Source organism: Nonomuraea sp. NPDC004580 (assembly GCF_040609855.1).
GTDB classification, from domain to species: domain Bacteria; phylum Actinomycetota; class Actinomycetes; order Streptosporangiales; family Streptosporangiaceae; genus Nonomuraea; species Nonomuraea salmonea.
The window spans coordinates 1-23458 of record NZ_JBEXLH010000032.1 but is presented as its reverse complement, the minus strand read 5'-3'; the positions used below and the strand labels follow the sequence as shown (position 1 = coordinate 23458).

Sequence of the window (23458 nt, the reverse complement as noted above, 5' to 3'; positions counted from 1 at the left end):
GGCACCATCCAGTGATGCGGGCCAGGGAGGGAGGGCGCGGTGGCTGCGGTGACCCGGCCGAAGGTCTGCCGACCCTCACTGAGCGAACTGGTGGACCTCGCGCGGCGCGGCCGGATCCGGATCCCCGCCTCGCCGGCCTCCCGCCAGTGGGGGCGCGATGACGTGACCCGGCTGTTCGACAGCGTCCTGCACGGCTATCCCATGGGAAACGTGCTGGTGTGGCAGCGTCCCGCGCCGTCGGGGAGCGTGGTGATCGGTCCCCTGGTGATCGAGGCGGAGGCGGTGGGCGACGCGTTCTGGGTGGTGGACGGCCGGCAACGCCTAGCCGCCCTGGTCGGTGCGCTCACGGCGACCGCTGACACGGTGGATCCGCGCTTTCGCATTCACTTCGACCTGGCCACGGGCGAGTTCGTCGCGCTGTCCCGCCGCGAGGAGCCGGGTGATGGCCGACTGCCCATGGCGCTCGTCCTGGACGCTGCTGAGACCGACGCGTGGTTCCGGGCGAACACGTATCTGAGCCGTGCGCAACGCGCGCTGGCGGAGCAGGTCGTCGAGGCCGTGCGCGACTACCGGATCCCCCTGTACGTCGTGACGGGCCAGGACGACCGCCCCGTCCGGGAGATCTACGCCCGGATCAACACTCCGGGGAAGCCATCGGACAGTGCGGAGGTGCTGCACACCCTGCGCTCGATCACCGACGAGCAGAAACCCGGCGATCTGCGGACGTTGCGCGCGAGTGTGCGCACGTTCGGCTTCGGTGACCTGCCGGAAGAGCTCCTCGTGCGAAGCGTGCTCGCCAGCCGGAACTCCCGGGACATCGAGGGCGGGTTCCGCGACGAGGACGATCGGCGGGCTGCGTTCGCCCGTACGGAGACGGCGCTCGGCCACGTGGTCGACTACCTCCGGGACGAAGCCGACATCCCACATGTGAAGCTGGTTCCGCGCCCTCAGTGCATTCCGGTCCTCGCGCGTTTCACGGCGACGTTCGGCCCGCCGGGCGGGCGGGCGGCCGACCTCCTGCGGCGCTGGATCTGGCGCGGCGCGGTGCTCGGGGTGACGCGGCACGGACATCTGGAGGAAGCGACGCACCTCGCCGAGCAGGTGCACACGCATCCCGTGGACAGCGCCCAGCGGTTGATCGAGTCGCTGCCGACGCCGCTGGCCCCATGGAAGCCCGACCTCACGCGAATCGGGCTCGACCACCCGCAGGCCAAGGTCAACATCTTGAGCCTGCTCGCGCTCGGGCCGCGCTGTCTGACCCGTCCAGGCGCGCCGATCGACGCCGTCAAGCTCCTCGCCGCCCGCATACCGCTCGTACCGATCGTGGACGACCGGAGCGGCCTGGGATCCGGCCTGGCCAACCACCTGATCCAGCCGTCGGAGGAGGCAGGGCCCCTGGCGGGGCTCCTGGTGCGCCTCGACCTGGACGAGACGGTGCTGGCCGGCCACTGCCTCGACGCCGAGTCCATCGAGCTGCTGCGCCGCGGCCGAACGGCCGCCTTCCTCGAACGACGTGCGTACAAAGCCGAGACAGTCATCCATCGTCACGTGCAGAATCGTGCCCTGTTCGGGTTCCGGGACGGCCCTGATCTGGCCACGCTGTTCGACGAGGATGACGAGCTTGACTGATGAGACGACGGCGGGTGTGTTCCTCGGGGATCGCCGCGTCGGCACGCTGCGTTACCGCGATGGCAGCACCTGGTTCGACTACGAGGACATCGGATCGCCGCACCCTGTGCTTGGTCAGGCGTTCGAGGCGTGGCGAGCGGCTCATGGGCCTGCCGGACGGCCTGATCGATGCGGCGGAGATGGCGCTCGCGGTCAGGCGGTTCGACCGGCTGCCCGGCGGGCGCGTCCATCAGGAGGACTTCGCGCAGGTGCGTGAGGTCGCCGTGTCCTCCAAGTACGACAGAGCGACCTACGGTGGCCTGGCCCGGGTCATCAGCACGGTCTGCCCGCAGGACCTGGAGGAGTACGTACGCCGTCTGGCCGCGATCGTCGTCATGGGCAACCTGGACGCACATCTGAAGAACTGGACGCTGCGCTACCCCGACGGCGTCACGGCGCGGCTGTCCCCGGCCTACGACCTCGTCTCCGTGTCCTCCTACGACGACTTCCGCGGCGAGGAACTGGCCTTCCCGGTGAACGGCGGCAAGGTGGCCAAGGCCATCACGTTCGGCAACTTCCGCAGCCTCGCACGGCGGGCGGGGCTCGACGGCGACCGGGTGGCGGGCGTCGTACGGGACACCGTGATCGCACTGGCCGAGTCGTGGTCGCAGGCCAAGGCAGAGGCGGACGTTCCCGCGTTCGTGACCTCCCACATCGAGGGGCGGCTGCGGACGCTGCCCCTCGTCGCTGAGGCGCGGCAGGGTTCCTGAGCCGGACGTTTCCACATTCTTTGAAGGGAGGTCGGCGGCCCCGGAGCGCGGCCTAGTGTGTCCGCGGATATGTATGCGGACGAAGCTCGCGGGATGTGAATCGGTGGCCGTTCGGTGGCGGAGCGCGGCGGGGCGGCGGGCGGCGGGGATCGTCGCGGCCGTGCTGGCCGCCGCGCTGGTGGGAGTGGGCCTGTTCCTGGGCACGGGCGTCTCGAGCGCCCGGCCGAAGCTGGCCGATGTGGGCGCCTGGCTGGCCAGCGCGCTCAACGGTGAGGTGGTGCACGCCAACGGTCTGTCCGGGCAGCTGGACGGCCGGGTGGACCTGGCCTCAGCGGAGGGGCAGGCGCTGAAGGTCGTGCAGGACGGCGACAACGTGCTGGTCATGGACGAGTCCACCGGCCAGGTCAGCCGCATCGACCCCACCCAGCTCGAAGTGGCGCAGACGGGTGAGCTGGGCGCGGGCGGCATGCAGATCGTGATGGGCGCCGGCAAGGCGTACGGGATCGACCCGCGCGGCGGCACCGTGCAGCAACTCGACCCGCTGACCGTGGACACCGTCGGCGCCCCGATCACGCTGAAGCCGCCGCTCGGGCAGGCCGGGCTGGACAAGAACGGCACGCTGTGGGTGCCCGTGCCCGAGGAGGGCACGCTCGTCCAGATCAACGGCGCGCAGCAGGGCAAGGCGGTGACGGTCGGCGAGCCGGGCGACCCGCTCACGCTGACGATCGCGAACGGCGTCCCGCTGGTCACCAACTCCGCCGCCGCCACCGCCATGGTGATCGGCGGCACCGGCACCCGGCTGCAGGTCAGCCTGCCCAGCACGGTCACCGGCGCGGGCAGCGCCGGCCTGCTGGTGCCCGCCGTCGCCGAGAGCCAGGTGGTGCCGATCCTCGCGCCGAAGCAGGGCGCGCTCGTCCTCGTGGACACCGCCACCGGCGCCCTCACCACCGTCGGCGTCAAGGGCGGCAAGCTGGGCGCGCCGCAGGCGCTCGGGCGGCGCATCTACATCGCCGACGAGAGCGCGGGCAAGCTCATCGTGTACGACACGGTGGCCAAGCGGTTCGAGGCCGACAAGGTCGTGACGGGCAAGGCGGGGCCGCTTGAGGTGTTCGTCAAGGACGGGCTGCTCTGGGTGAACGACCAGTTCAGCGAGGCCGCCCTGGTCATCGAGGAGGACGGCAGGGGACACCGGGTCGGCAAGTACGACGAGGCGCTCGGCCAGAAGGACAGCCCGACGCCGCTGCCGATCCCGACGTACACGCCGACGGTGGTGCGGCCGACGACCGTGACCAGGCCGACCGCCACCACGACGGTGCCGACGAGGACGAAGACGGCCGTGCCGACGGTGACGGTCACCGCGACCCCCACTCCCACCCCGACCCCCACGCCCACCCGCACCCCGACTCCCACGCCGACCCCGACCCCGACGCCGACCGTCACCCCCGGCCCGCCCGGCGCGGTCACCGCGAACTCGGGCCCCGGCTGGATGGAGGTCGTCTTCACGCCGTCGGCCAAGGGCGAGGTGACGGGGTACACGCTCAAGGGCGCCCCCGGCGGCGCCGACGTGACGCCGTCGAAGGTGCGGCCGGACGGGCCGTTCCAGTTCCGGGTGACGGGCGGGCGGTGCGACCAGGAGTACGCGTTCCGTGTCGTCGCCGAGTACGCCGGCGGCGAGGTGGAGTCGGCCCCGTCCATCCCGGTACGTCCCTGTGTCGCCCCGGGCAAGCCCGCGTCGTTCACCGCCAAGGGCAAGAACCACGGGGCCGACCTCACCTGGGCGGCTCCCGACAACGCGGCGGACGGCGTCACGTACACGCTGGAAGGCCCCGGCCAGCACCCCGCCCAGCCCGAGGGCACGAGCGCCGAGGTGACCGGGCTCAAGAACGGCCAGTCCTACACCTGGACGCTGCGCGCCAGGAACGAGGCGGGCGAGAGCCAGGAACGCGCCGAGGCCACCGCCGAGCTGCGCCCGCCGTCCGCCCAGTTCAAGAACGCCAACAACAACGACACCAACACGCTCATCCGCTCGGCGCCCGGCGGCGGCGAGGCGGGCAGGATCCCGAAGGGGGAGTACATCACGCTCACCGTGCTGTGCCAGCAGAAGGGCCCGGCCTACACCGACCAGTACACGGGCCAGAGCAGCGACGTCTGGAACAAGATCGAATCGTCCCGGGGCAACGGCTGGCTCAACGACGTGCTCGTCGACACCCCGAAGGGGGGCTTCCCGGCCGCCCCGCTGTGGGAGTGCGAATGATCACTCGTGCGGGGTGGGGGCTGGCCGTGGCGTCCGTGCTGGTCTACGCGGCCGGGGCGCCGCTCGGCTACTCCCAGGCGGCGGTGCTGGCCGTGGCCGGGCTGGCGGCCGTCGGCGCCGGCGCGCTGTGGACGCTCAGGGGCGCCCGGCTGGAGGTGCGGCGCGAGGTGACGCCGGTCAAGGTGGCGCGGGGTGAGCCGGCCGTGGCCGTCCTGCACGTGCGCAACGCCGGGCGGTGGCGGCACTCCGGTCTGGTGGCGCGGGACACGTGCCGGGAGACCACGGTGACGGTCGAGGTGCCGTCGCTGGGCAGGCGGGCGGCGCGGACGGTGTCGTACCGGCTGCCCACCCGCCGGCGCGGGCGCACGCCGGTGGGGCCGCTGCTGCTCGACCGGGCCGACCCGTTCGGGCTGGCGCGGCGCTCCATCGCGTACGGGCGGGCCGACCTGCTGCTCGTCCGGCCCCGCACCGTGCCGCTCGGGCCGCTGCGCTCCGGGCGGCAACGGCACCTCGACGGGCTGGCCTCCCGCTCCGCGCCGTCGGGCGCGAGCAGCTTCAACGGCCTGCGCGAGTACGTCGTCGGCGACGAGCTGCGGCACGTCCACTGGCGCTCGACCGCAAGGACCGGCGTGCTCATGGTCAAGGAGCTGACCGACGTCAACCTGCCGGACACCGTGGTCGTCCTCGACACCCGGAGCTCGTCGTACGAGGGGGACGACGAGTTCGAGCTGGCCGTGGACGTCGCGGCGTCGGCGGCCTGCGCCGTCACCCGGGACCGGTTCCCCGTGCGGGTGCTCACCGGGGAGGGCGAGCTGCTGCACGCCAAGGGCGGGCCCGGCGAGGACGAGGAGGTCCTGGACCGGCTCGCGCTCGTCGAACGCTCGGACCGGGCCGAACCGCCGCTGCACGCGCTCCGCCACGCGGGGGCGGGCGGAGCACTGGTGCTGATCAGCGGCGGCTATGGGGCCCTGGCCGACGCGGCGGCCGTCCGCCGCCGCTTCGGCCAGGCCCTGTTCGTCCACGTGGGCCCCCCTGAGGCCGGTGCGCCACGGGCCGCGGGGGTAACCGTGATCGAAGCGACGGACTTGGACGAGCTGGCGGCAGCATGGCCACGCTGACCCCCCACGGCACACCGCCAAGCGGTCCACCCCCCAACGGCCCACCCCCCAACGGCTCAGGGCCCGGCCACCCCGCCCGCTCGGGTCCCGAGCCCACTTCCCGCTCCACCTCCACCCCTGTCCAAGGGGCGGGGCGCGTTGGGGGGAGTGGGGCGGGGGCCCAGGCCGCGGATGGCTCTCGGGTGGTGGTGCGGGATCAGCAGCAGGAGCCGCTGGGGCGGCGGGTGGCCGCCGTGGTCGTGGCCGGGTTACTGGTGGCGTGCGCTGGGTTGGCGTTCGACGGGGTGTTCGCGTTGGAGGCGTTGCTGCCCGTCGTCGGGGTGGCCGTCGCAGGGCCTTGTGTGCTGGCGCTCGCGCTGCCGGGGCGGCTGCCGTTGTGGGGGACGGTGCCGGTCGGCGTGCTGGGGTGGCTGACGGTGGTGTCGGCCACGGTGTTCAGGGAGCAGGCGTGGCTCGGGTTCCTGCCCGGCCCGGGAGCCGTCAGGGCGGCGCTGCTGGGCGTGCGTGACGCGGGCGGGTGGCTGCTGACCACCATCCTGCCCGCCGCCCCGGGCAGCCCCGCGATCGTGCTGGTCAGCTTCCTGGTCTGGACGGCGACCACCGTGGCGGCCGAGCTGGCCCTGCGCCGCCGTACCCCGATGCTGCCCGCCGTGGCGGCGCTGCCGGTGTTCGGGGCGGCCGTCGTGCTCGGGGTGGCAGGGGGCGGGACGGTGGTGCCTTACGCGGCCGGGTTCGCGGGGCTCGTACTGCTGCTGGGGCTGGTCAGGACCGGCAGGTCGCCGCTCGCGGTGGCGGTCGCGGTGCCGCTGCCGGCCGGGCTGGTGGTGGCCGCCGCCGTCGTCGCGCCGGTGCTGCCCGTCGCCGGGGAGCCCTTCGACGTACGGACCCTCGTCGAGCAGCCCCCGCCCCAGCCGATCAACGGCGTGAGCGCCCTCGACCAGGTGTCGGCCTGGCTGCAGAACCCGCGGCGCGAGTTGTTCACGGTCCGCACCACGTCCGAGGCGAACCTGCGCCTGGCCGTACTCGACCGGTTCGACGGCGTGAGCTGGACGTCCAGCGCCGGTTTCCTCCCCACCGGCGGACGCGTCCCCGGCGCGGACGACGCCGCACGCGACACCGTGGAGCAGCGGTTCACCGTGCAGAAGCTGCCGGGGCCCTGGCTGCCCGCCGCCGACCGGCCGCTCGCGGCGACCGGTACGGGCCTCGTGGTCGACCCCGGCACCGGCATGCTGGCCAGCACGCGGACGCGGGAGGGGCTGACGTACCAGGTGACATCAGGAGTCCGGACATATCCGGCGGCGGAGCTGCGGCAGGCGTCACCCGCCGACGACCCCGAACAGCGGCGGCTGCCCGACGGCCCCGACGGCCGCACCCCGCCCCAGCGCGCCCGCCTCGGCGAGATCGCCCGCCGCGCCACCGCCGGCGCCCGCAGCCCCAGCCAGCAGGCCGCCAAACTGGCCGCCTATCTGCGCAAACTCGCCGTGAACGACGTCAACGCGCCGCCCGGGCACGGCTACCGCAGCATCGAGTTCTTCCTGACCGAGTCGAAGCGAGGGACGACCGAGCAGTTCGCGGCGTCGTTCGCGCTGCTGGGGCGGGCGATCGGGCTGCCGACCCGGATCGTCGTCGGGTTCCGTCCGGGGGAGGAGCGGGGCGGCGTCCGGCAGGTGCGCGGCGGGGACGTGCTGGCCTGGGCCGAGGTCGAGTTCGACGGCATCGGGTGGGTGCCGTTCTATCCGACGCCGTCCCGTACGCGCTCCGGCGAGGGCGGGGACGTCGCCGAGGGCGCGCCCAAGCAGGCCAAGGAGATCGAGCAGGCCATCAACGAGGACGCCACCCCACCCAAGCCCGCCAAGACCCCCACCAAGCGCCCCACCCCACCTGCGACCCCCGTCAAGGACGCCTCGACCGGACCGTGGGTGTGGGCTGCGGCGGCCGGCGGCTTGGCGGCGGCCTATGTGCTGGCCGCCGCCCTCGTCCCGCTGGTACGCCGGACGCGCCGCCGCCACGCCGCCGCACCGGCCGCCCGCGTCATCGGAGCCTGGCAGCAGACCCTCACCCGCCTCCGCACGGCCGGCCTCCCCGTCACCTCGGGGACGCTGACGGCGGGCGAGGTGGCCTCCCTGGCCGAACGCTTCCTGGACCCCGCCGCTCGCGTCCCCCTGATGACCCTCGCCACCCTCGCCAATGCGGCCACCTTCGGCGACACCCCCGTGAACGCGGACGACGCCGACCTCGCCTGGCAGCACCACACGACGGTGGACACCCTGGTCAGGCGGAGGGTGAGCCTCCTGCGCCGGGCCGCCGGCCGGCTGTCACCCCTGTCACTGATCGGCTGAGGCCGGCCCGGCGGCCGAGCCGGTCGGTTGGAGGCAACGAGCAGACTCCGGCAGCGGGGTCGGCGGCCTGGTCGGGGGCTCGTTGGCGTGACAGGCGGGGTCAGCCGGTCGGTGGGGTGACCAGGGGGAGCACGATCGGGGGCTGGACGTCGTCCTCCGCGCCGGTCTCCGCGGCACCTCTGATGCACAGCGCCGGCGACCAGGCCACCGAGGACGGCCGGCCGAGTGCGACCACCGCGCCGACCTTGAAGCAGTAGCCGGTGCCCGGGTCGAGCTTCCCGACCGTGTACGTGGTGCTGCCGACCGGGGCCGACATCAGGCGGTCGTCCGGGGCCTGCTGGACGATCACCGGGTACTCGGTCTTGCGTGCCGTCTTCCAGGACAGCGTCACCGTGGTGCCGTTGTCGGCGACCAGCTTGAGGCTCTTGGGGCGGTAGGCGGTGAGGGCGGCCGGGCCGGGGGTCCTGAGCGTGGCCGGTGGTGAGGTGGCGGGGCCGGCCGTGCTCTGCTCGGGCGACGGCTCGGGCCGCGCACGGTCACCGGTGGCCTGCGCGTCAGGCTGAAGGGTCTGCGGCCGCCCGTCCTGGACCTGGCCATCCTGCGGCTGCCCGTCATGAGGGCTGTTCTGCGTGTCGCCCTCGCCGGCCTGTCCGTCCTGCACGCCCGCGTCCGGGGGCCGGGTGGCGGCCGCCTGGTGGTCGGCGGTCAGCGTGACGCCCTGATCACCGCTCATCGCCAGCGCCACACTGCCCGCACCGGCCAGCACGGCCAGCGCCGACACGCCCGCCACGACCAGCGGCATCCGCCCCCGCCGCCCGCCCTCCATGGCAGCCGGTGCCTGGGCATCCGGTGTCCGGGCGGACGAGCCGGGGTCGGGCGGCGTCGGCAGGAACGGCTGAGGCCCCGCAGGCGGCCTGAGCCGAGACCGCTCGGAGTCCACGGTCCACACCAGCTCCCTGGGCCCCGACAGCTCCTGGTTGCCCGGTGACCCGGACGCGGGGAGGCGCGCCGTGCGGGGAAGCCGAGGACCGGGCTCCGGCACGGGACTGGGCTCCGGAAGCCGGGCGGTACGCGGCTGATCCGCCGTCGCTCCCAGCACGGGCTCGCTCGTGAGACCGGCCGAGGACGCGGCGGTTCCGCCGAAGGGGGGAGGCGCGACCGTCGAGCGGCCGGAGCCGTCGACGCCGACACGCTGGTCGGCGGCAGAGCCGGCGGGGGCGGCCCGCTGGGCGTCGGGGTCGGTCGTCGCGCCCTTTCCGGTGGCGGGAGCGCCGGTGGTGTGAGGTCGCGGAGGGCCGCCGGCGAAACGGTGGGCGGTGGTGGCGAGGGTGGTGGCTGTGGGGCGGGTGGCGGGGTCCTTGGAGAGGGCTTGGGCGAGGAGGGCGGCCAGGGCCTCAGGGACCGTGGGAGGTAGGGGTGGGGGTGGTTCGGTCAGGACGGCCAGGGTGAATCTGGCGATGTCGGTGGTGCCTTCCAGGGGGAAGGCGGGGTGGCCGGTCAGGAGTTCGTAGGTCGTTGAGGCCAGGGTGTAGATGTCGGAGGCGGGGGATGGTGGGCGGCCCTCCACCTCCTCGGGGGAGGCGTGGACCGACGACGGTGGGGTGCCGTCCGTGAGTTCGGCGATCGACATCAGGGCCGACATCGCGAAGCCGGTCAGCATCACGCCGTTCGGGGTCATGACCACGTTCGAGGGCGTGACGCGTCCGTGTACGCCGCCCGCCGCATGAGTGGCCGCGACGGCGCGCGCCACCGCGGCCAGCAGGCCGGCGACCTGCTCCGCCGGCATGGGACGGTCGCGGTCCGGGCGTTCGGCGAGGGTGAGGCCGTCGTGGGGAGGCGTCACCAGGTACGGCCGACCGTCCCCGGTCGCTCCCACCTCCAGGACGGGGATCACCCCGTCGTGCGCGGCCAGCTCGTCAGGGAAGGCGAACCCGCGGATGATCCGCTTGAGCGCCCGCTTGTCCACGCGGTGGCAGGTCAGCGTCTTGACCAGGACCTCCGCCATGGTGGCCACCGAGCGCGCCCGGTACAGGGTCCAGGGGCCGTCCTGGCCGGCAGGCCCGAGCAGCTGGTAACCGCGAACGCGTTCGGCGGTTCTGAACAAGTGCGGGCCGCGGGCCTGTTGGGCGGGTGCGGGCGTGTGCGGGCCGCGGGTCTGGTGGGCGGGTGCGGGCGGCTGGATGTCACCGGCCTGTCGGGCGGGTCCGGGTGGGCGGGCGCCATGGACCTGTCCGGGGACACCGGGGGGCCGGTCGATGGGCGGGGTCATGTGATCAGGGGCGGGCCGCCCAGGTCATCGCTGTCGAACGGGTCGTGCTCGGTGAGCGGCATCTTCATGCGTTCCCGCTCGCGTTCCTCCCCGGCACCCCCGGCGCCGCCCATCGGCGGGATCATGCCCATCGGCCCGCCCGGCAGGCCGCCCGCGCCCGGCGCGCCAGGACCGCCCGGCGCGCCGCCGAGCTGGGTGGCGGCGGCGCTGCCGGGCAGCATCGAGGGGCCCGCGCCGGTGGGCATCCCGGGGACGATCGACTGGGTGGTCGGCACCTGGGGGTTGGGGTGGCTGGACAGGTGCGTGGCCGGGTTCCGCAGGTCGGGCTGGTCGAGCGAGGGGTTCTGCAGGGACGGGTTCCGCAGGGACGGGTCCTGCAGGGACGGGTCCTGCAGCGAGGGGTTCTGCAGGGACGGGTTCTGGAGTGACGGGTCCTGCAGCGAGGGGTTCGGCAGGGAGGGGTTCTCCGGGGAGGGGCTCTGCAGGGAGGGGTCCTGCGCCGACGGGTCCGGGGCGGAGGGGTCGCGCAGGGACGGGTCCTGGAGGGACGGGTCGTCGAGGCGCGGCAGGTCCGGCCCGCCGGACCCGGGCAGTCCTGGGCCGTCGAAGCCGGGAGTCGAGCCGAGGCCCCCGTACGGGTCGGCGGTCAGCCCACTCGGCAGCCCCAGCCGCGGGTCGAACGACGGGTCGGTGAGCGAGGTCTGCGGCGCCGTGGTCCGCTGCTCCACGTGGTCGTCGATGGAGTGGTAGACGGCCTGGATGAAGCGGTTGAGCTGCTGAAGGTGGTGCCGGGCGAGCGCGTGGGCGTTGGTGTCGGTGCCCGCGACGTCGCCCATCCAGTCGTCGAGGTCCACGCTGCCCGTCCTGGGCACGTTGTGGTGGAACCAGGGCAGCACCTCGGCCCCGTACCAGACGAGGGGCTGACCCACGGAACGGGCGGCGAAGCTGAGGCGGGTGAGGTCGCGCTGGAGCTCCCCGATCGTGTCGAAGATGCCCTCGAGCGACTCCCCGCCCAGCGTCTGGGCGATGCGCGCGGCCTCGGTGTGCAGCACCTCCACCGACGTGGCGCACATCTCGGCGATCTCGGTGTACCGGCGTCCCGCCTCGGCCACCTTCTCCGGCTTGGTGGACTGGATGAGGTCGGAGATGCCGTCGCTGCTCTCGGCGTCGCCGCCCAGCGGCTGGGTGCCGTCGATCTGCGGCTCCCGGCTGTCCTTGAGCGTTCCGACCCAGTAGTCGGTCATCAGGCCTCCGTCACTTCCTGACGCCGCCCGCGATGGACCGGTCGGCGTTCTTCGCGGTCTTGACGGTCTCGTCGAGTGCCTGCACCACGGCTTCGTACACCTGCGTGACGCGCGTGATGACCTGGTCGAGGGTGGTCTGTGCCTGGTCGGTGGTGTATTTGAGGTCGGTGGCGGCCTGCCAGGTGCCGAGGTCCTGCTCGGTGAGCCTGGCGAACTGGAGCCGGACCTTGAGGCTCTCGCCTGCCGCACCCTGGAGGCGTTCGAGGTCCTGGCGCAGCCGCTCGATCGGCGACGACGGCAGCGGCCTGCCGGACGCCGGGTCCTCGTACTCGCCGATCTTGACGAACATCGTCCTGCTCGTCGTCCCCGGGTCCACGCGGTTGGCCGCGAGCAGCTCGTCGAGCTGCGCCTGCGTCGGGGCGGGCGGCGGCTCCGGCGGATAGTCGCCGTTGCGGTGGTCGTGGATGTGGTCGGCGTAGGCGTCCTCGACGCCGCGCGCCTCTATGTGCTCATCGTGGGAGGAGATGGCGTCCTCATGGCCGACGGTCGTCGTCGGCCGCTGGAGCCGCGACAGCCCGATGCCCGGCCTGGGGTTGCCGTGGGCGTCGCCACCCTCGGCGGCAGGTACCGTCATGCTCACTCTCCGCGGGCCATAGCGCTGGACATGCCAGCACATGCCTACCTGCCGTGACGCCGGGCGCAGCGCCATTTCAAGATATTTCTAAGAGAGCGGCAGAGGCCGGAAATGTCGGCGAGACTCCGTTTTCGTGCCTTTCCTTTGGTACGGCGCCGCCCTCCTCATGGCGCTGACCCCCGCCCCGGTGACCCCGACGCCGACGACCGACACGGCCCGTACGGTCGCCTGCGACCCCGAGCCCGGCGTCGCCGAGGTCACCGGCACGCCCTGGCCGCAGGAACGCCTGCGGTTCACCCAGGTGTGGCGGCTCACCAGAGGCGAAGGCGTGCGGGTCGCGGTCGTGGACAGCGGCGTGGACGCCACCCATCCGCAGCTCAGGGGCGTGGTCACCGGCCAGGTGGACCTCACGGGGACGGACGCGCGCGACTGCGTCGGCCACGGCACCGCGGTCGCCGGCATCATCGCCGGCCAGGACCTCACCGGGCGCGGCGTCCCGGTCATGGGCGTGGCCCCGGCCGCGCGGATCCTGTCCATCAAGCAGACCGAGGGACGGTCGGGCGACGTGTCGCGGCTCGCGGCCGGCATCCGGCGGGCCGCCGACCTGGGTGCCGATGTGATCAACGTGTCCGTGCAGGCCCACGACGCGCCCGAGCTGAAGGCGGCGGTGGCGTACGCGCAGGAGAAGGACGCGGTGATCGTGGCCGCCGCCGGCAACGTCGAGCAGGACGGCGGCGCGGCCTCGCCGGCGTACCCGGCCGAGTATGCCGGCGTGATCGCGGTCGGCGCGGCGGCCCCCGACGGCGAGAAGCCGGGCTTCTCCAACGGCGCCACCCGCATCTCCGTCACCGCGCCAGGCGCCGGGATCACGAGCGCGTGGACGGGCGGCGGCTACCGTACGGGGCTCGACGGCACCAGCTTCGCCGCCCCCTTCGTCTCCGGCGTCGCCGCCCTGGTCAGGGCCCGGCACCCGGACCTCGACCACTGGCAGGTCAAGCGCCGCCTGGAGCAGACCGCCGAGGGCGGCGGCGCGGCGGGAACCGGCGCCGGACTGGTCAACCCGCTGCAGGCGGTCACCTCGGTGCTGCCCGCGGCCACCGTGAGCGCCGCCGGCGCGCCACCCGTCGTGCTGGCCAGGGCGCCCGTCCCGGACGAGCGGACGCGGGCGATCGCCGTCGGCATCACCGCGGGAGCGGCCGGGGTGACGGCGCTGGTGGTGTTCGCGGCGCTCATGCTGCCCAGAGCCAGACGCCGGCGCCAGGGCGGCGCCGGGACATTTACAGGAAAGTTGAAATCGTAGCCTCGCCCGCCGGGGCCCGCCTACGTTGATGCGGGAAAAGCCCGCCGAAAGGAGCAGCGTGGTCAATCAACCGACGACTTATACCGAGGGCAGCCAGCATAGTGCCGCAGAACGCGCACAGCTCGCCGTCGCCAACATCGAGCAGATCTACAACCGGCTCACGCAGATCCCCGAGACGCTCGGCAGCGCCTGGCAGGGCGAGGCGGCCACCGTTTACCGGCAGGTGCTCACGGAGTGGACCCCGCAGTTCAGGAAGGTCATCGACGCGCTCAACACGATCGGCGAGAACCTCAAGGCCACCGGCATCCAGTACAACGACGCCAACACCCAGGCGAGCGACGTCGCGGTGAAACTCCGGGCCGCGCTCGCCGGCGGTGAATACTCCGGGCCCGTTTCCTGAAAGGAACCGACATGAATGACATCATCGTCGCCAATTTCGACGAGATGGAAGAGATCGCGGCCGAGCTGGGCCGCGCGTACACCAATCTCGTCGGCGAGCTGACGGACCTGGAGGCCGACTTCAAGGTGCTGGAGACCTGGGACGGCGCCGCGAAGGGCGTCTACCTCGAGGCCAAGCGCCAGTGGAACGAGGCCGTCGTCACCATGGGCGACACCATGCAGCGCTTCGGGCCGTCGCTCCAGGAGGCCACCGGCATCATGCGCGAGGCCGAACACGTCAACATCCGCCGCTGGACCACCTGAGCCCGGGTGAACGAGCCGCTCATCGACCCGGCCGCCGCCGGGGACCAGGTCACCTGCCGCCCTGACGCGCTCCTCGACGTGGCGGGCAAGCTGCGGCGGGAGCTGCTGCCGCGCCTGGAGACGGCGCGGTTCCAGGTGCCCGACCTCACCCCGGGCGCCGCCGGGACGTGGGACATCGCCCAGGGGTACGCGGGCACCGTGCGCAGCGCCCGCGAGGCCACGGGGGAGTCGCTGCAGTTCGTGCTGGAGCAGGTCCAGCGGGTCATCGGCGACCTGGCCGACACCGCGGCCACCGTGCGCGACGCCGACCAGCGGGCCGCGGGCGTGGCGGGACGTACGGACAGATAGAGGAACGCGTGCCGGAACCGAAACCGATCAAGACCGGCTGCCTCCAGGGCGGCGACCCGCAGGGGTACGGCGGCCGTGACGCGATCAGAACGTTGATCATGTCCACCAGGCCAGAGGAGTTCGGGCCGGTCGCGGCGGCGTACCGGCAGACGGCCGAGCTGCTCACCACCACGATCACCACGCTCGGCGACGGCGCGGCCCGCCTGGTGGCCGACGGGAACTGGGGCGGGGAGTCGGCCCGCGCCATGCTCACCCGGATGAACCGGCTCCAGACCTACCTCCAGGCGCTGCGGGACCGGCTGGAGGACGTCCCGCCCTCGCTGGAGGGCGTCGCCAGGGAGCTGACCACGGCCAAGGAACGTTTCGACCAGGCCACCAAGCCGCAGACCCACTACGCGATGGGCTCGGGCTCGACCGACCCCGACCATCCCACCAACGACCCCGACGGCGCGGCGCGGGCGTTCATCGCCCGGCTCAACACCGCCTTCCACACCGCGCACACGGCCCTGCCCGACCGGTTGCCGTGGGACGCGGAGCTGGCCTCGCCCGCGCCGTACCTGCCGCCGCCCGGCGAACCGGGCACGACGCCGGCCCGGCCCGGCACGTCGCCGGCCGGCACGCTGGACACCACGCCGGCCGCCACGCTGGACACCACGCCGGCCGCCACGATGGACACCACGCTGGACACCATGGCCGGCACCGCGCCGTGGACTCCGACCTCGCCCGGCCCCACGACGGGACCCGGAGGAACGGGCCTGCCGGGAACCGTCGCGCAGCCCGGCACCGACGGCTTCACGGGCACCGCCCTCGCGGGCGCCACCCCCCACCCCGGTGCTACCGGCTCCCCAGGCAGCCCCGGCTCATCGGCCATGACCGATTCGTCGGAGTTGACGGGTACATCCGGCTTGACGGGCATGTCAGGTGTGACGGGCGCAACGGCGCAGCCGGGCACGACGGAGCGCGGCCGCCCCACAGCCCCCGGCCCCGTCCCGCACGGCCGGGACACCACCACCGCCCAGGGCCCCTCCGTGCGGCCGGGCAGCGTCCCGGTGGTGGGCGGGCCGGTTGCGGCGATGGGACCGCCGGGCGGCCTCGGCGGCGAGCCGGGCACGGCCGGGATGGCCGGTGCGGGCGGCGTGCCGTTCATGCCGATGGCCGCGGGAGCGGCGGCGGACCGCCAGAGCACCCGCCACCCCGGCACCCGCCCCGCCGACGACGACTTCTTCCGCCCGTCCGTGGACACGCCACCACCGGTGGTGAGCTGATGAACATGAGGGGGACACCGGGCATGGACGCCGACGCCGTCGCCGTGGTGGCGGACTCCGTCAGGGAGATGGGCCGCGACCTGGCCGACACGCCCATGCGGGACCTGGAGGAGATGACCAGGGCCGTCGCCCGGGTACGGCTCTCCTCCGGCGCGTACGGCGCCTTCGGCATGCTGGGCGGCGCACTGGGACGCTCGTTCGACGAGGTCAACGAGGCCGCCCAGCGGTACCTGCTGGCCAAGCGCGACCAGGTCGCCGAGCTGCACGACCGGGCGTACGACACCGCCAACGGCTACGTGGACGGCAACGCCGCCTCCGTCGCCGCGACCATGGGGGCGCCGCGATGATGGAGCAGCCGCAGTCCGTCATCGAGGGCTCGGCCATGGCGGCGACCGGCTCCATGCTGCTCGGCTTCCGCCGCGCCCATTACGCGATGCTGATCCTGCCCCTCATGTACGGCGACACCGCCGAGCAGCGGCGGGCCGCCGAGGGCTACGAGACGTTGTCGGCCGGCCTGCGCCGCCACCCCGAGGTCGTGGACACCGCCACCAAGGGCGTCACCTGGACCGCCGCCAGCGCCGAACTGGCCATGGGCGCCGTGGCGGACTACGCGTCCGACGCCGAGGAGAAGGCCGCGCTGCCTGCGGCGTCCGCCCGCACGCTCAACGTCACCGCCGACGTGTACGACGCCGCCGGCAAGGCCGTCTTCCTCACCGGCGCGAGCATCCTCACGGCCGGCGTGATGCACAAGGTCGCCCAGCTCAACCCTTTCACCCGGGTCGCCTCTGAGGTGGCGGCCACGCAGTTCGGCATCAGGGCCGACCGGCAGGCCGGAGCGATCGCGTCCCGGGTGCGGCAGTTCGTGACGGGCGGGCAGGGCGTGCTGGGCAAGGTGGCGGGGCGGCTCGCCCAGGTCTCGCCGGGCAAGCTGGCGCTCGGCGGGGGAGCGGCGGCGGCAGGCGGCGGGATGCTGGCCCAGCAGGCGGTGGCCGAGCGCTTCAGCGCCACGAAGCTGCAACAGACCCCGCCGGGGCAGGCGCCGCCCGGCCTGACACCGCCCGGCCTGTCACCGCAGGGGCTGACACCGCAGGGCCTGTCACCGTTCGACGCCCAGCCGCCCACGACCCACGACCCGAGCACGGAGACGGAGAAATGACGGCTATGTCCGACGAAGGCGCCCTGGACCGGCTGATCGCCCGTTCCCAGCACCCCGCCGACGGGCTGGACGACCTCTACCAGCAGGTCCTGGCCGCCAAGGGCACCGCGAGCGACCCCGACGACCTGGTCAGGGTCGAGTGCTCGGCGGAGGGCGTGACCGGCCTGGACATCGACCCCAGGGCCATGCGGTGGGGCTCGCAGCGCCTGTCGGAGACGATCCTGAGCCTGATCGCCGAGGCGCTCGCCGACCTGCAGACCCGCTCGGCCGAGCTGCTGCGTGCCGTGGTGGGCGACGTGGTGGGCGACGGCCCGCTGGACCTGTCCGCCCAGGACAACCCGGCCGACCTGCGGATGCGCGAGGCACGCGAGGCGTACGAGTCCGCGATGGACCAGGCGATGGCCGAGCTGTCCCGGATAGAACGCGGCCTGTAGAAAGCAACGCGCAGGGGGCTGAAGGGCGGCCGACGGAGCAGCCGGCAGGGCGGGTGGGGCTCAGGACGGCAGGTAGGCGGTCTGGATGAGTTTCTCGCCCGCCCGCCGATCCACGTGCACCCCCCGCCCAGCAGGCAGCACACGAGGCCGGACGTTCCCGAACAGCTGGCCTTCGTCGCGCGGCCCCGACAGCAGTACGGCGGGCGTGTTCATCTCCTTGAGCCGCCGCACCACGGGATCCAGCATCGCCCGCCCCGCCCCGCCCATCGCGCGCGCCAGCACGAGGTGCAGGCCGATGTCGCGAGCCTGGGGGAGCAGCTCGCCGAGCACGGACAGGGGGTTGGCGGAGGTGGCGACGAGGTCGTAGTCGTCCACGATGACGTACAGGTCCTGCCCGGTCCACCAGCTCCGCGTGCGCAACTGCTCCGAGGTGAGGTCGGGCGGCGGCAGCCGGTCCTGGAGCACCTCCTGCACGCCCTTGAGCAGGGTCGCGGCGGCGGCGCTCGAAGCGGCGTACCCGATGCGGTGCTCGGTGTCGGTGGCGTCGAGCAGCGTGCGGCGGTAGTCGATGACGATGAAGCGGGCCTGCAGTGGCGTGCGGGCGGAGGCGATGCCGCGCGCGATCACCTTCAGCAGGTTGCTCTTGCCGCTCTCGGTGTCGCCGAACACCACGAAGTGCGGGTCGGTGTCGAAGTCCAGCAGGACGGGCGCGAGCGCGGCCTCGTCGATGCCGATCGGCACGCGGGTGCCGTCGCCGGGCGGCACGGGCAGCGTGTGGGCGGGCAGCAGGGCGGGCAGCAGCCGTACGGGCGGCGCCCCCTGCTCGGGCCAGGCCGCAGCGGCCGCCTCGACCAGGGCGGACACGCCGTCGGCGAGGTCGTCCACGGTGCCGCGGCCGTCGATGCGCGGCAGCGCGGCCAGGAAGTGCAGCGCCTCGCGGGTGAGGCCGCGGCCCGGGGCGCGTTCCGGCACGTTGGCGGCGGCCCGCCGGTCGATCTCGGAGTCGAAGGCGTCGCCGAGCCGCAGTTCGAGCCGGGTGCCGAGCAGATCGCGCACGCCGGCGCGGAACTCCAGCCACCGGTTGGCGGTGCCGACGACGTGCACGCCGAAGCCGAGCCCGCGCGTGACGAGGTCGCCGAGGTCGGGTTCGAGCTGCTCGTACTCCTGGCGCAGCGTCGCCCAGCCGTCCACGACGAGGAACACGTCGCCCCAGCCGTCGCCCTCGTACGCGCCGGAGGCGACCATCCGCCGGTAGGTGGCCATGGAGTCGATGCCCCGCTCCACGAACAGCCGCTCGCGCCGCTCCAGCACGCCCCGCACCTCGGCGACGGTCCTGCGGACCGCGTCGGCGTCCAGCCGGGTGGCCACGCCGCCGACGTGCGGCAGCCCGGCCAGCGCCGAGAGCGTGCCGCCGCCGAAGTCCAGGCAGTAGAACTGCACCTCCCGGGGCGTGTGGGTGAGCGCGAGCGAGGCGATGAGCGTGCGCAGCAGCGTGCTCTTGCCGGTCTGCGGCGCCCCGACGATCGCGACGTTGCCCGCCGCGCCCGACAGATCCAGCCAGTACGGATCCCGCCGCTGGTCGAACGGGCTGTCCACGATCCCCGCGACGGCGTGCAGCCGCCCGGGACGGTCCTGCGCGGTCCCGGCGGCGGTGAGCCCGTGGCGGGGCGTCGCCTCGATGCGGGGCAGCAGCCGGTCGAGCGAGGCGGGCTCCTTCAGCGGCGGCAGCCAGATCCGGTGCGCCGCGGGCCCCTTGCCGGTCAGCCGGGAGACCACGATGTCGAGCAGGCTGTCCTGCTTGCCCTTGTCCTCGGCGACGGGCGGCGTGTCGGCGACGGGCGGCAGCGGCACGCGTTCTGGCCCGTACCAGACGATCTTCCCCCGATGGCCTGAGCGGGCCGCCGTGGCAGGGCTCTGCGCCGCCACCTGGTAGGGCCCCGACACGTACGCCGCCTTGAACCGCGTCATCCCGGTCGTCTCGAACATCAGGTACGCGTTGCCCGGTTCGGGCGGCAGCGAGTACGCGTCCGCCACCCCCAGCACGGCCCGGCTCTCGGCGGCGGAGAAGGTGCGCAGCCCGATCCGGTACGACAGGTGCGTGTCGAGCCCGCGCAGCCGCCCCGCCTCCAGCCGCTGCGAGGCCAGCAGCAGGTGCACCCCGAGCGAACGGCCGAGCCGGCCGATCATCACGAACAGCTCGACGAACTCGGGCTTGGCCGACAGCAGCTCGCTGAACTCGTCGAGCACGATGAACAGCGTCGGCAGCGGGCTCAGCTCAGCGCCCTGCTCACGGGCCTGCTCGTAGTCGCGCAGCGAGGCGAAGTTCCCGGCCGCGCGCAGCAGCTCCTGGCGGCGTACCAGCTCGCCGTGCAGCGCGTCGTGCATGCGGTCGACCAGCGGCAGCTCGTCCTCCAGGTTGGTGATGACGGCCGAGACGTGCGGCAGCGCGTCGAGCCCGAGGAAGGTGGCGCCGCCCTTGAAGTCGACCAGCACGAAGTTCAGCGTCTCGGACGAGTGGGTGATCGCCAGCGCGAGGACGAGCGTGCGCAGCAGCTCCGACTTTCCCGAGCCGGTCGCGCCGACCACGAGCCCGTGCGGGCCCATGCCGCCCTGCGCGGCCTCCTTGATGTCCAGCTCGACGGGCCGGCCGTCGGCGCCGAGCCCGATCGGCACCCGCAGCCGGTTGCGCACCGGGCGCGGCTGCCAGGTGACGGCGGTCGAGAGACGGCGGGCGTCGCCGAGCCGGAGCAGGTCGGTGAGCGTGGTGTTCGTGGCGAACACGTCACGCTCCTCCTCGGGCCCGCCGGTGCCGGTCCGCATCGGCGCGAGCTGCCTGGCCAGCGCGGCGAACGCGGGCGGCGCCAGCCGGTCGGGCCGGCCCAGCGGCGTCCTGACCTCCTTGCCCAGCTCGTCCTCCGCGACCCTGACCACCTCGTCGGCGGTCACCTCCAGGCGCAGCGTGAGCTGGGCGGGCGCCTGCGGCACCCCGCCGCCCAGGTCGATCACGGTGACGCCCTCGATGACGTCGAGGCCGAGCTGGCTGCCCGACGGCACCGTCCCGCCGTCCACCACGACCACGTGGTACGGCACCGCGTCCGCCGACATGCCCTTGCTGAAGCGCGGCCGGTCCTTCAGCTCGAAGCCCAGCAGGTCGTCCAGCTCGCCCAGGTCGCCCGTCACCAGCCGCACCGGCCCCGCGCCGTCCTCCTCGGACGGGTGCAGGGCGTGCGGCAGCCACTTGACCGGCTCCCACTCACCGGTCCGCTCGCGGCTCGCGCACACCGAGATCCGCAGGTCGTCGGGCGCGTGCAGGGCAGCGGCCTGCCCCAGCGCGGCGCGTACGAGGTCGCGGGCCGCCACCGGATCCCCCGACACCACGACCCTGGCGAACGAGTGCAGCGCCAGCGCCACCGGCAGCCCCGGCACGGTCGCGTGCGTGCGGACGAACCGGCGCAGCGCCCCCGCCGTCAGCGGGTCGAGGTCCTCGACGGGACGGGTCTCCGGCGGGATGAGCGGCAGCGCCAGCCGCTGCGCCGAGGTGGCGATCCTGACCTGCGCGAAGTCGTCGTCGCGGGGCCGGCGCTCCCAGAGCCTGCTGGTCATCACCAGCGACCACAGCGCGGCCGGGTCGGGGTGGCTCCAGGTCATGGCGCGGCGCTGCTGCGCGGCGGCCGTACGGACGCGCTTCCTGACCTGCTCCAGGTAGCGGTAGTAGTCGCGGCGCAGGCCGTTGAGCTGGTTGCGGCGCTCAGCGGCGTTCCGCATGATCTGGCCGACGCTCATGCCGATCATGGAGACCGCGAACAGGCCGCTGGAGACCAGCATGATCGGGTTGCTCGCCGACCCGCCGGTGAACATCAGCGCCATCGCGCCCGCCCCGGCGATCATCGGCAGGTACGTCAGCAGCTGCGTCAGCCCGCCGCCCGTGACCGTCTCGGGGATCTCCGGCGGCGACTCCAGGAGCACCTCGCCCCCCGGAGGCTCCGGCGGCCTGCGCCGCTCGGGCCTGCGTACCACGATCAGGCTCCCGCTCACCGGCCCTATGAAAGCCCCTGACGTAGGGATATGCCGGATATTTCAAAATTCCTAGACGTGTCACAGCCGCCGCCGGAGAAGTCCGCTCCCTACACTCGTCCGGGTGAGCGCCACCGGAACCGACCTGTGCCGGGTCACCGTCGTGACCCCGCGCGGCTTCCTGGACCTCGGCCTGCCGCCGGACATCCCGCTCGGCAACCTGCTGCCGACCGTGCTGCGCATCGCCGGCGACGGGCTGGCCGAGGCGGGCCTCGCGCACGGCGGCTGGGCGCTGCAGCGGCTCGGCGGGCCGCCGTTCGATCCCGGCGTCACCCTCGCGGAGCTGCAGGTCCACGACGGCGAGCTGCTGCACCTGCGCCCCCGCGGCCACGAGCTGCCCGAACCCGTCTTCGACGACGTGGCCGACGCCGTGGCCACCGGCGTCATCGAACGCACCGGGCGCTGGCAGCCCGCGGTCACCAGGGCCTACGGCCTGCGCGCCGCCGCCTGCCTGCTCGCGCTCGGCGCCGCCGCGCCGCCGCTCGCGGGGCCCCCGTGGACGCCCGCGGCCCTGGTCGCGGGCGTCGTCGCGGTGCTGCTGCTGGTGGTGGCCGTCGCGCTCTCGCGCGCGCTGGGCGACGACCGGTCAGGGGCGGTCATCGGGTACGCCGCCCTGCCCTACGGCTTCGTCGCCGGCCTGGTCGCGCCCGCCTCGGGCCCGTCCGTGCTGCAGCCGGACAACCTGCTGGCCGCCTGCGGCGTGACGCTCATGCTGGCCACCGCCGCCGGGTTCGCGGTGGCGCGGGGGCTGCCCGGTTTCCTCGGCATCGCCGCCGCCGCGCTCTGCGGGCTGCTCGGCTGCGGGGTCGTCATGGCGTTCGGACTGCCCGCGGCGGGGGTGGCGGCGGTGCTGGCCGCGCTCGCCGTGGGGCTCACCACGGTCATCCCCACGCTGTCGTTCCGGCTGGCCGGCATGCCGCTGCCCGCGCTGCCCACCACGGCGGAGGAGCTGCGGCGGGAGAGCGGCGACCTCGACGGTGAGCTCGTCATCGACAAGACCGTGGTCGCCGACCGCTTCTGCGCCGGCCTGCTCGGCACGGTGGCGCTGGTCGTGCTCGGCGCGCAGGCGCTGCTGGTGCTGGAGGGCACCTGGGCGGCGCTGGTGATGAGCGGCGCGCTGTCGCTGTCGCTGCTCATGCGGGCCCGCGTCTTCGAGGGACGCGGCCAGCGGGCCTGGCTGCTGTCGGCGACCCTGGCCGGCGTCGCGCTGCCCGCCGCGGGAGCCGTGCTGACCGCGGGTGACGCCCTGCTGCTGTACGGGATCGTGCCCGGCCTGGTGGTGCTGGCCCTCGGGGTGACCGGCACGGCGCTGTGGGTGGCCACCGCGCGGCCGTCCCCGTTCTGGGGACGGGTGGGCGACATTTTCGACATCCTGCTGATGATCGCCCTCATCCCGCTCGCGCTGGCCGTCATGGACCTGTACGAGACCATCCGCGGCCTGGTCAGCTAGCCGACTAACCGGAGAGGCGCAGTTGCACAGCCAGCGTGACCTTTACCAGGCGTATCGCCTCACCGTGCAGCGCATCGGCCTGGCGCTGCTGCGTGCCCAGCCCAACCAGCCGGAGTGGCCGCTGCGCCGCCAGACCATCGGGTTCCTCGCCGGGATCATGGTGGCGGTGCTGCTCTGCGTCGGCTTCGCCGTGTACGGGCTGCTGCGGCCCGGGGGCACGAAGTCCCTGGAGGAGCCCGGCACGCTGATCATCGAGCGCGAGACCGGCGCCCGCTACGTCTACAGCCACGACCAGCGCCGCCTCGTCCCCGTCGCCAACTACGCCTCCGCCCGGCTCGTCCTGGCGTCCGGGCAGGTCAAGGAGCGCGTCGTGGCGCGCGAGGCGCTCACCGCGTACGAGCGGGGCGTGCCCATCGGCATCCCGGGCGCCCCCGACTCGCTGCCCGGCCCCGCGCACCTGGCCCGCGGCCCCTGGTCGGCCTGCGTGCAGGAG

At 73.8% G+C, this 23458-nt stretch carries 19 protein-coding genes; 15 read left to right on the top strand and 4 right to left on the bottom strand.

Annotated features, from left to right (window positions below; translation table 11 throughout):
- The first annotated feature begins 39 nt into the window (after positions 1–39).
- From ABZW11_RS28255 to ABZW11_RS28235, 5 genes are all read left to right on the top strand, one after another.
- Positions 40–1629 carry a DUF262 domain-containing protein gene (locus tag ABZW11_RS28255; RefSeq protein WP_355423152.1) on the top strand — a complete coding sequence of 530 codons (1590 nt, stop codon included), beginning with the start codon at positions 40–42 and terminating at the stop codon, positions 1627–1629.
- A gap of 143 nt (positions 1630–1772) precedes the next feature.
- On the top strand, positions 1773–2378 hold the full coding sequence (locus ABZW11_RS28250; protein WP_355423149.1) for a HipA domain-containing protein: 606 nt from the start codon (positions 1773–1775) through the stop codon (positions 2376–2378).
- Positions 2379–2481: 103 nt separating this feature from the next.
- Positions 2482–4632 carry a hypothetical protein gene (locus ABZW11_RS28245; protein ID WP_355423146.1) on the top strand — a complete coding sequence of 717 codons (2151 nt, stop codon included), beginning with the start codon at positions 2482–2484 and terminating at the stop codon, positions 4630–4632.
- Complete coding sequence (locus tag ABZW11_RS28240; protein ID WP_355423143.1) at positions 4629–5750, top strand: DUF58 domain-containing protein; 1122 nt, start codon at positions 4629–4631, stop codon at positions 5748–5750. The genes ABZW11_RS28245 and ABZW11_RS28240 overlap by 4 nt, the downstream gene beginning before the upstream one ends.
- 182 nt (positions 5751–5932) lie before the next feature.
- Positions 5933–8089: a transglutaminaseTgpA domain-containing protein gene (locus ABZW11_RS28235; protein ID WP_355423140.1), complete on the top strand. Its 2157-nt coding sequence runs from the start codon at positions 5933–5935 to the stop codon at positions 8087–8089.
- Positions 8090–8189: 100 nt separating this feature from the next.
- On the opposite strand, the gene ABZW11_RS28230 is transcribed toward ABZW11_RS28235, so the two are convergent.
- From ABZW11_RS28230 to ABZW11_RS28220, 3 genes are read right to left on the bottom strand one after another with little or no spacing between them, the layout of a single operon-like run.
- Positions 8190–10358 carry a protein kinase gene (locus ABZW11_RS28230; protein ID WP_355423137.1) on the bottom strand — a complete coding sequence of 723 codons (2169 nt, stop codon included), beginning with the start codon at positions 10356–10358 and terminating at the stop codon, positions 8190–8192.
- On the bottom strand, positions 10355–11602 hold the full coding sequence (locus tag ABZW11_RS28225; RefSeq protein WP_355423134.1) for a hypothetical protein: 1248 nt from the start codon (positions 11600–11602) through the stop codon (positions 10355–10357). Before ABZW11_RS28225 ends, ABZW11_RS28230 begins: the two co-directional genes overlap by 4 nt.
- A gap of 10 nt (positions 11603–11612) precedes the next feature.
- Positions 11613–12236 (bottom strand): hypothetical protein, encoded by a 624-nt coding sequence (locus tag ABZW11_RS28220; RefSeq protein ID WP_355423131.1) that lies wholly within the window; start codon positions 12234–12236, stop codon positions 11613–11615.
- Between the two features lie 133 nt (positions 12237–12369).
- Here ABZW11_RS28220 and mycP point away from each other — a divergent pair, with 133 nt between their 5' ends.
- The 8 genes from mycP to ABZW11_RS28180 are packed head-to-tail and all read left to right on the top strand — an operon-like array spanning position 12370 to position 17441.
- Positions 12370–13536 (top strand): type VII secretion-associated serine protease mycosin, encoded by a 1167-nt coding sequence (gene mycP, locus ABZW11_RS28215; RefSeq protein ID WP_355423128.1) that lies wholly within the window; start codon positions 12370–12372, stop codon positions 13534–13536.
- 58 nt (positions 13537–13594) lie between these two features.
- Positions 13595–13936 (top strand): WXG100 family type VII secretion target, encoded by a 342-nt coding sequence (locus ABZW11_RS28210; RefSeq protein WP_345399823.1) that lies wholly within the window; start codon positions 13595–13597, stop codon positions 13934–13936.
- A gap of 11 nt (positions 13937–13947) precedes the next feature.
- A complete protein-coding gene (locus ABZW11_RS28205; RefSeq protein ID WP_345399826.1) occupies positions 13948–14238 on the top strand; it encodes a WXG100 family type VII secretion target in 291 nt (96 codons plus the stop codon).
- A gap of 6 nt (positions 14239–14244) precedes the next feature.
- Positions 14245–14586, top strand: coding sequence for a hypothetical protein (locus ABZW11_RS28200; RefSeq protein WP_355423125.1), 342 nt, complete (start codon positions 14245–14247; stop codon positions 14584–14586).
- A gap of 8 nt (positions 14587–14594) precedes the next feature.
- The gene (locus tag ABZW11_RS28195; protein WP_355423122.1) at positions 14595–15851 is read left to right on the top strand and encodes a hypothetical protein; all 1257 of its coding nucleotides are present in this window, start codon (positions 14595–14597) and stop codon (positions 15849–15851) included.
- Positions 15852–15856: 5 nt separating this feature from the next.
- Positions 15857–16198 carry a hypothetical protein gene (locus ABZW11_RS28190; protein ID WP_355423119.1) on the top strand — a complete coding sequence of 114 codons (342 nt, stop codon included), beginning with the start codon at positions 15857–15859 and terminating at the stop codon, positions 16196–16198.
- Positions 16195–17007 carry a hypothetical protein gene (locus tag ABZW11_RS28185; RefSeq protein ID WP_355423116.1) on the top strand — a complete coding sequence of 271 codons (813 nt, stop codon included), beginning with the start codon at positions 16195–16197 and terminating at the stop codon, positions 17005–17007. The genes ABZW11_RS28190 and ABZW11_RS28185 overlap by 4 nt, the downstream gene beginning before the upstream one ends.
- A gap of 5 nt (positions 17008–17012) precedes the next feature.
- On the top strand, positions 17013–17441 hold the full coding sequence (locus ABZW11_RS28180; RefSeq protein ID WP_355423113.1) for a hypothetical protein: 429 nt from the start codon (positions 17013–17015) through the stop codon (positions 17439–17441).
- Between the two features lie 60 nt (positions 17442–17501).
- On the opposite strand, the gene eccCa is transcribed toward ABZW11_RS28180, so the two are convergent.
- Positions 17502–21476, bottom strand: coding sequence for a type VII secretion protein EccCa (eccCa, locus tag ABZW11_RS28175; protein ID WP_355423110.1), 3975 nt, complete (start codon positions 21474–21476; stop codon positions 17502–17504).
- A 103-nt stretch (positions 21477–21579) separates the two neighbouring features.
- Between eccCa and eccD the strand changes: the two genes are divergently transcribed.
- Both eccD and ABZW11_RS28165 read left to right on the top strand, forming a co-directional pair.
- Complete coding sequence (gene eccD / locus ABZW11_RS28170; RefSeq protein ID WP_355423107.1) at positions 21580–22965, top strand: type VII secretion integral membrane protein EccD; 1386 nt, start codon at positions 21580–21582, stop codon at positions 22963–22965.
- Positions 22966–22987: 22 nt separating this feature from the next.
- Positions 22988–23458 (top strand): type VII secretion protein EccB (locus ABZW11_RS28165; RefSeq protein WP_355423104.1); only part of this gene is annotated, 471 nt, incomplete at its 3' end.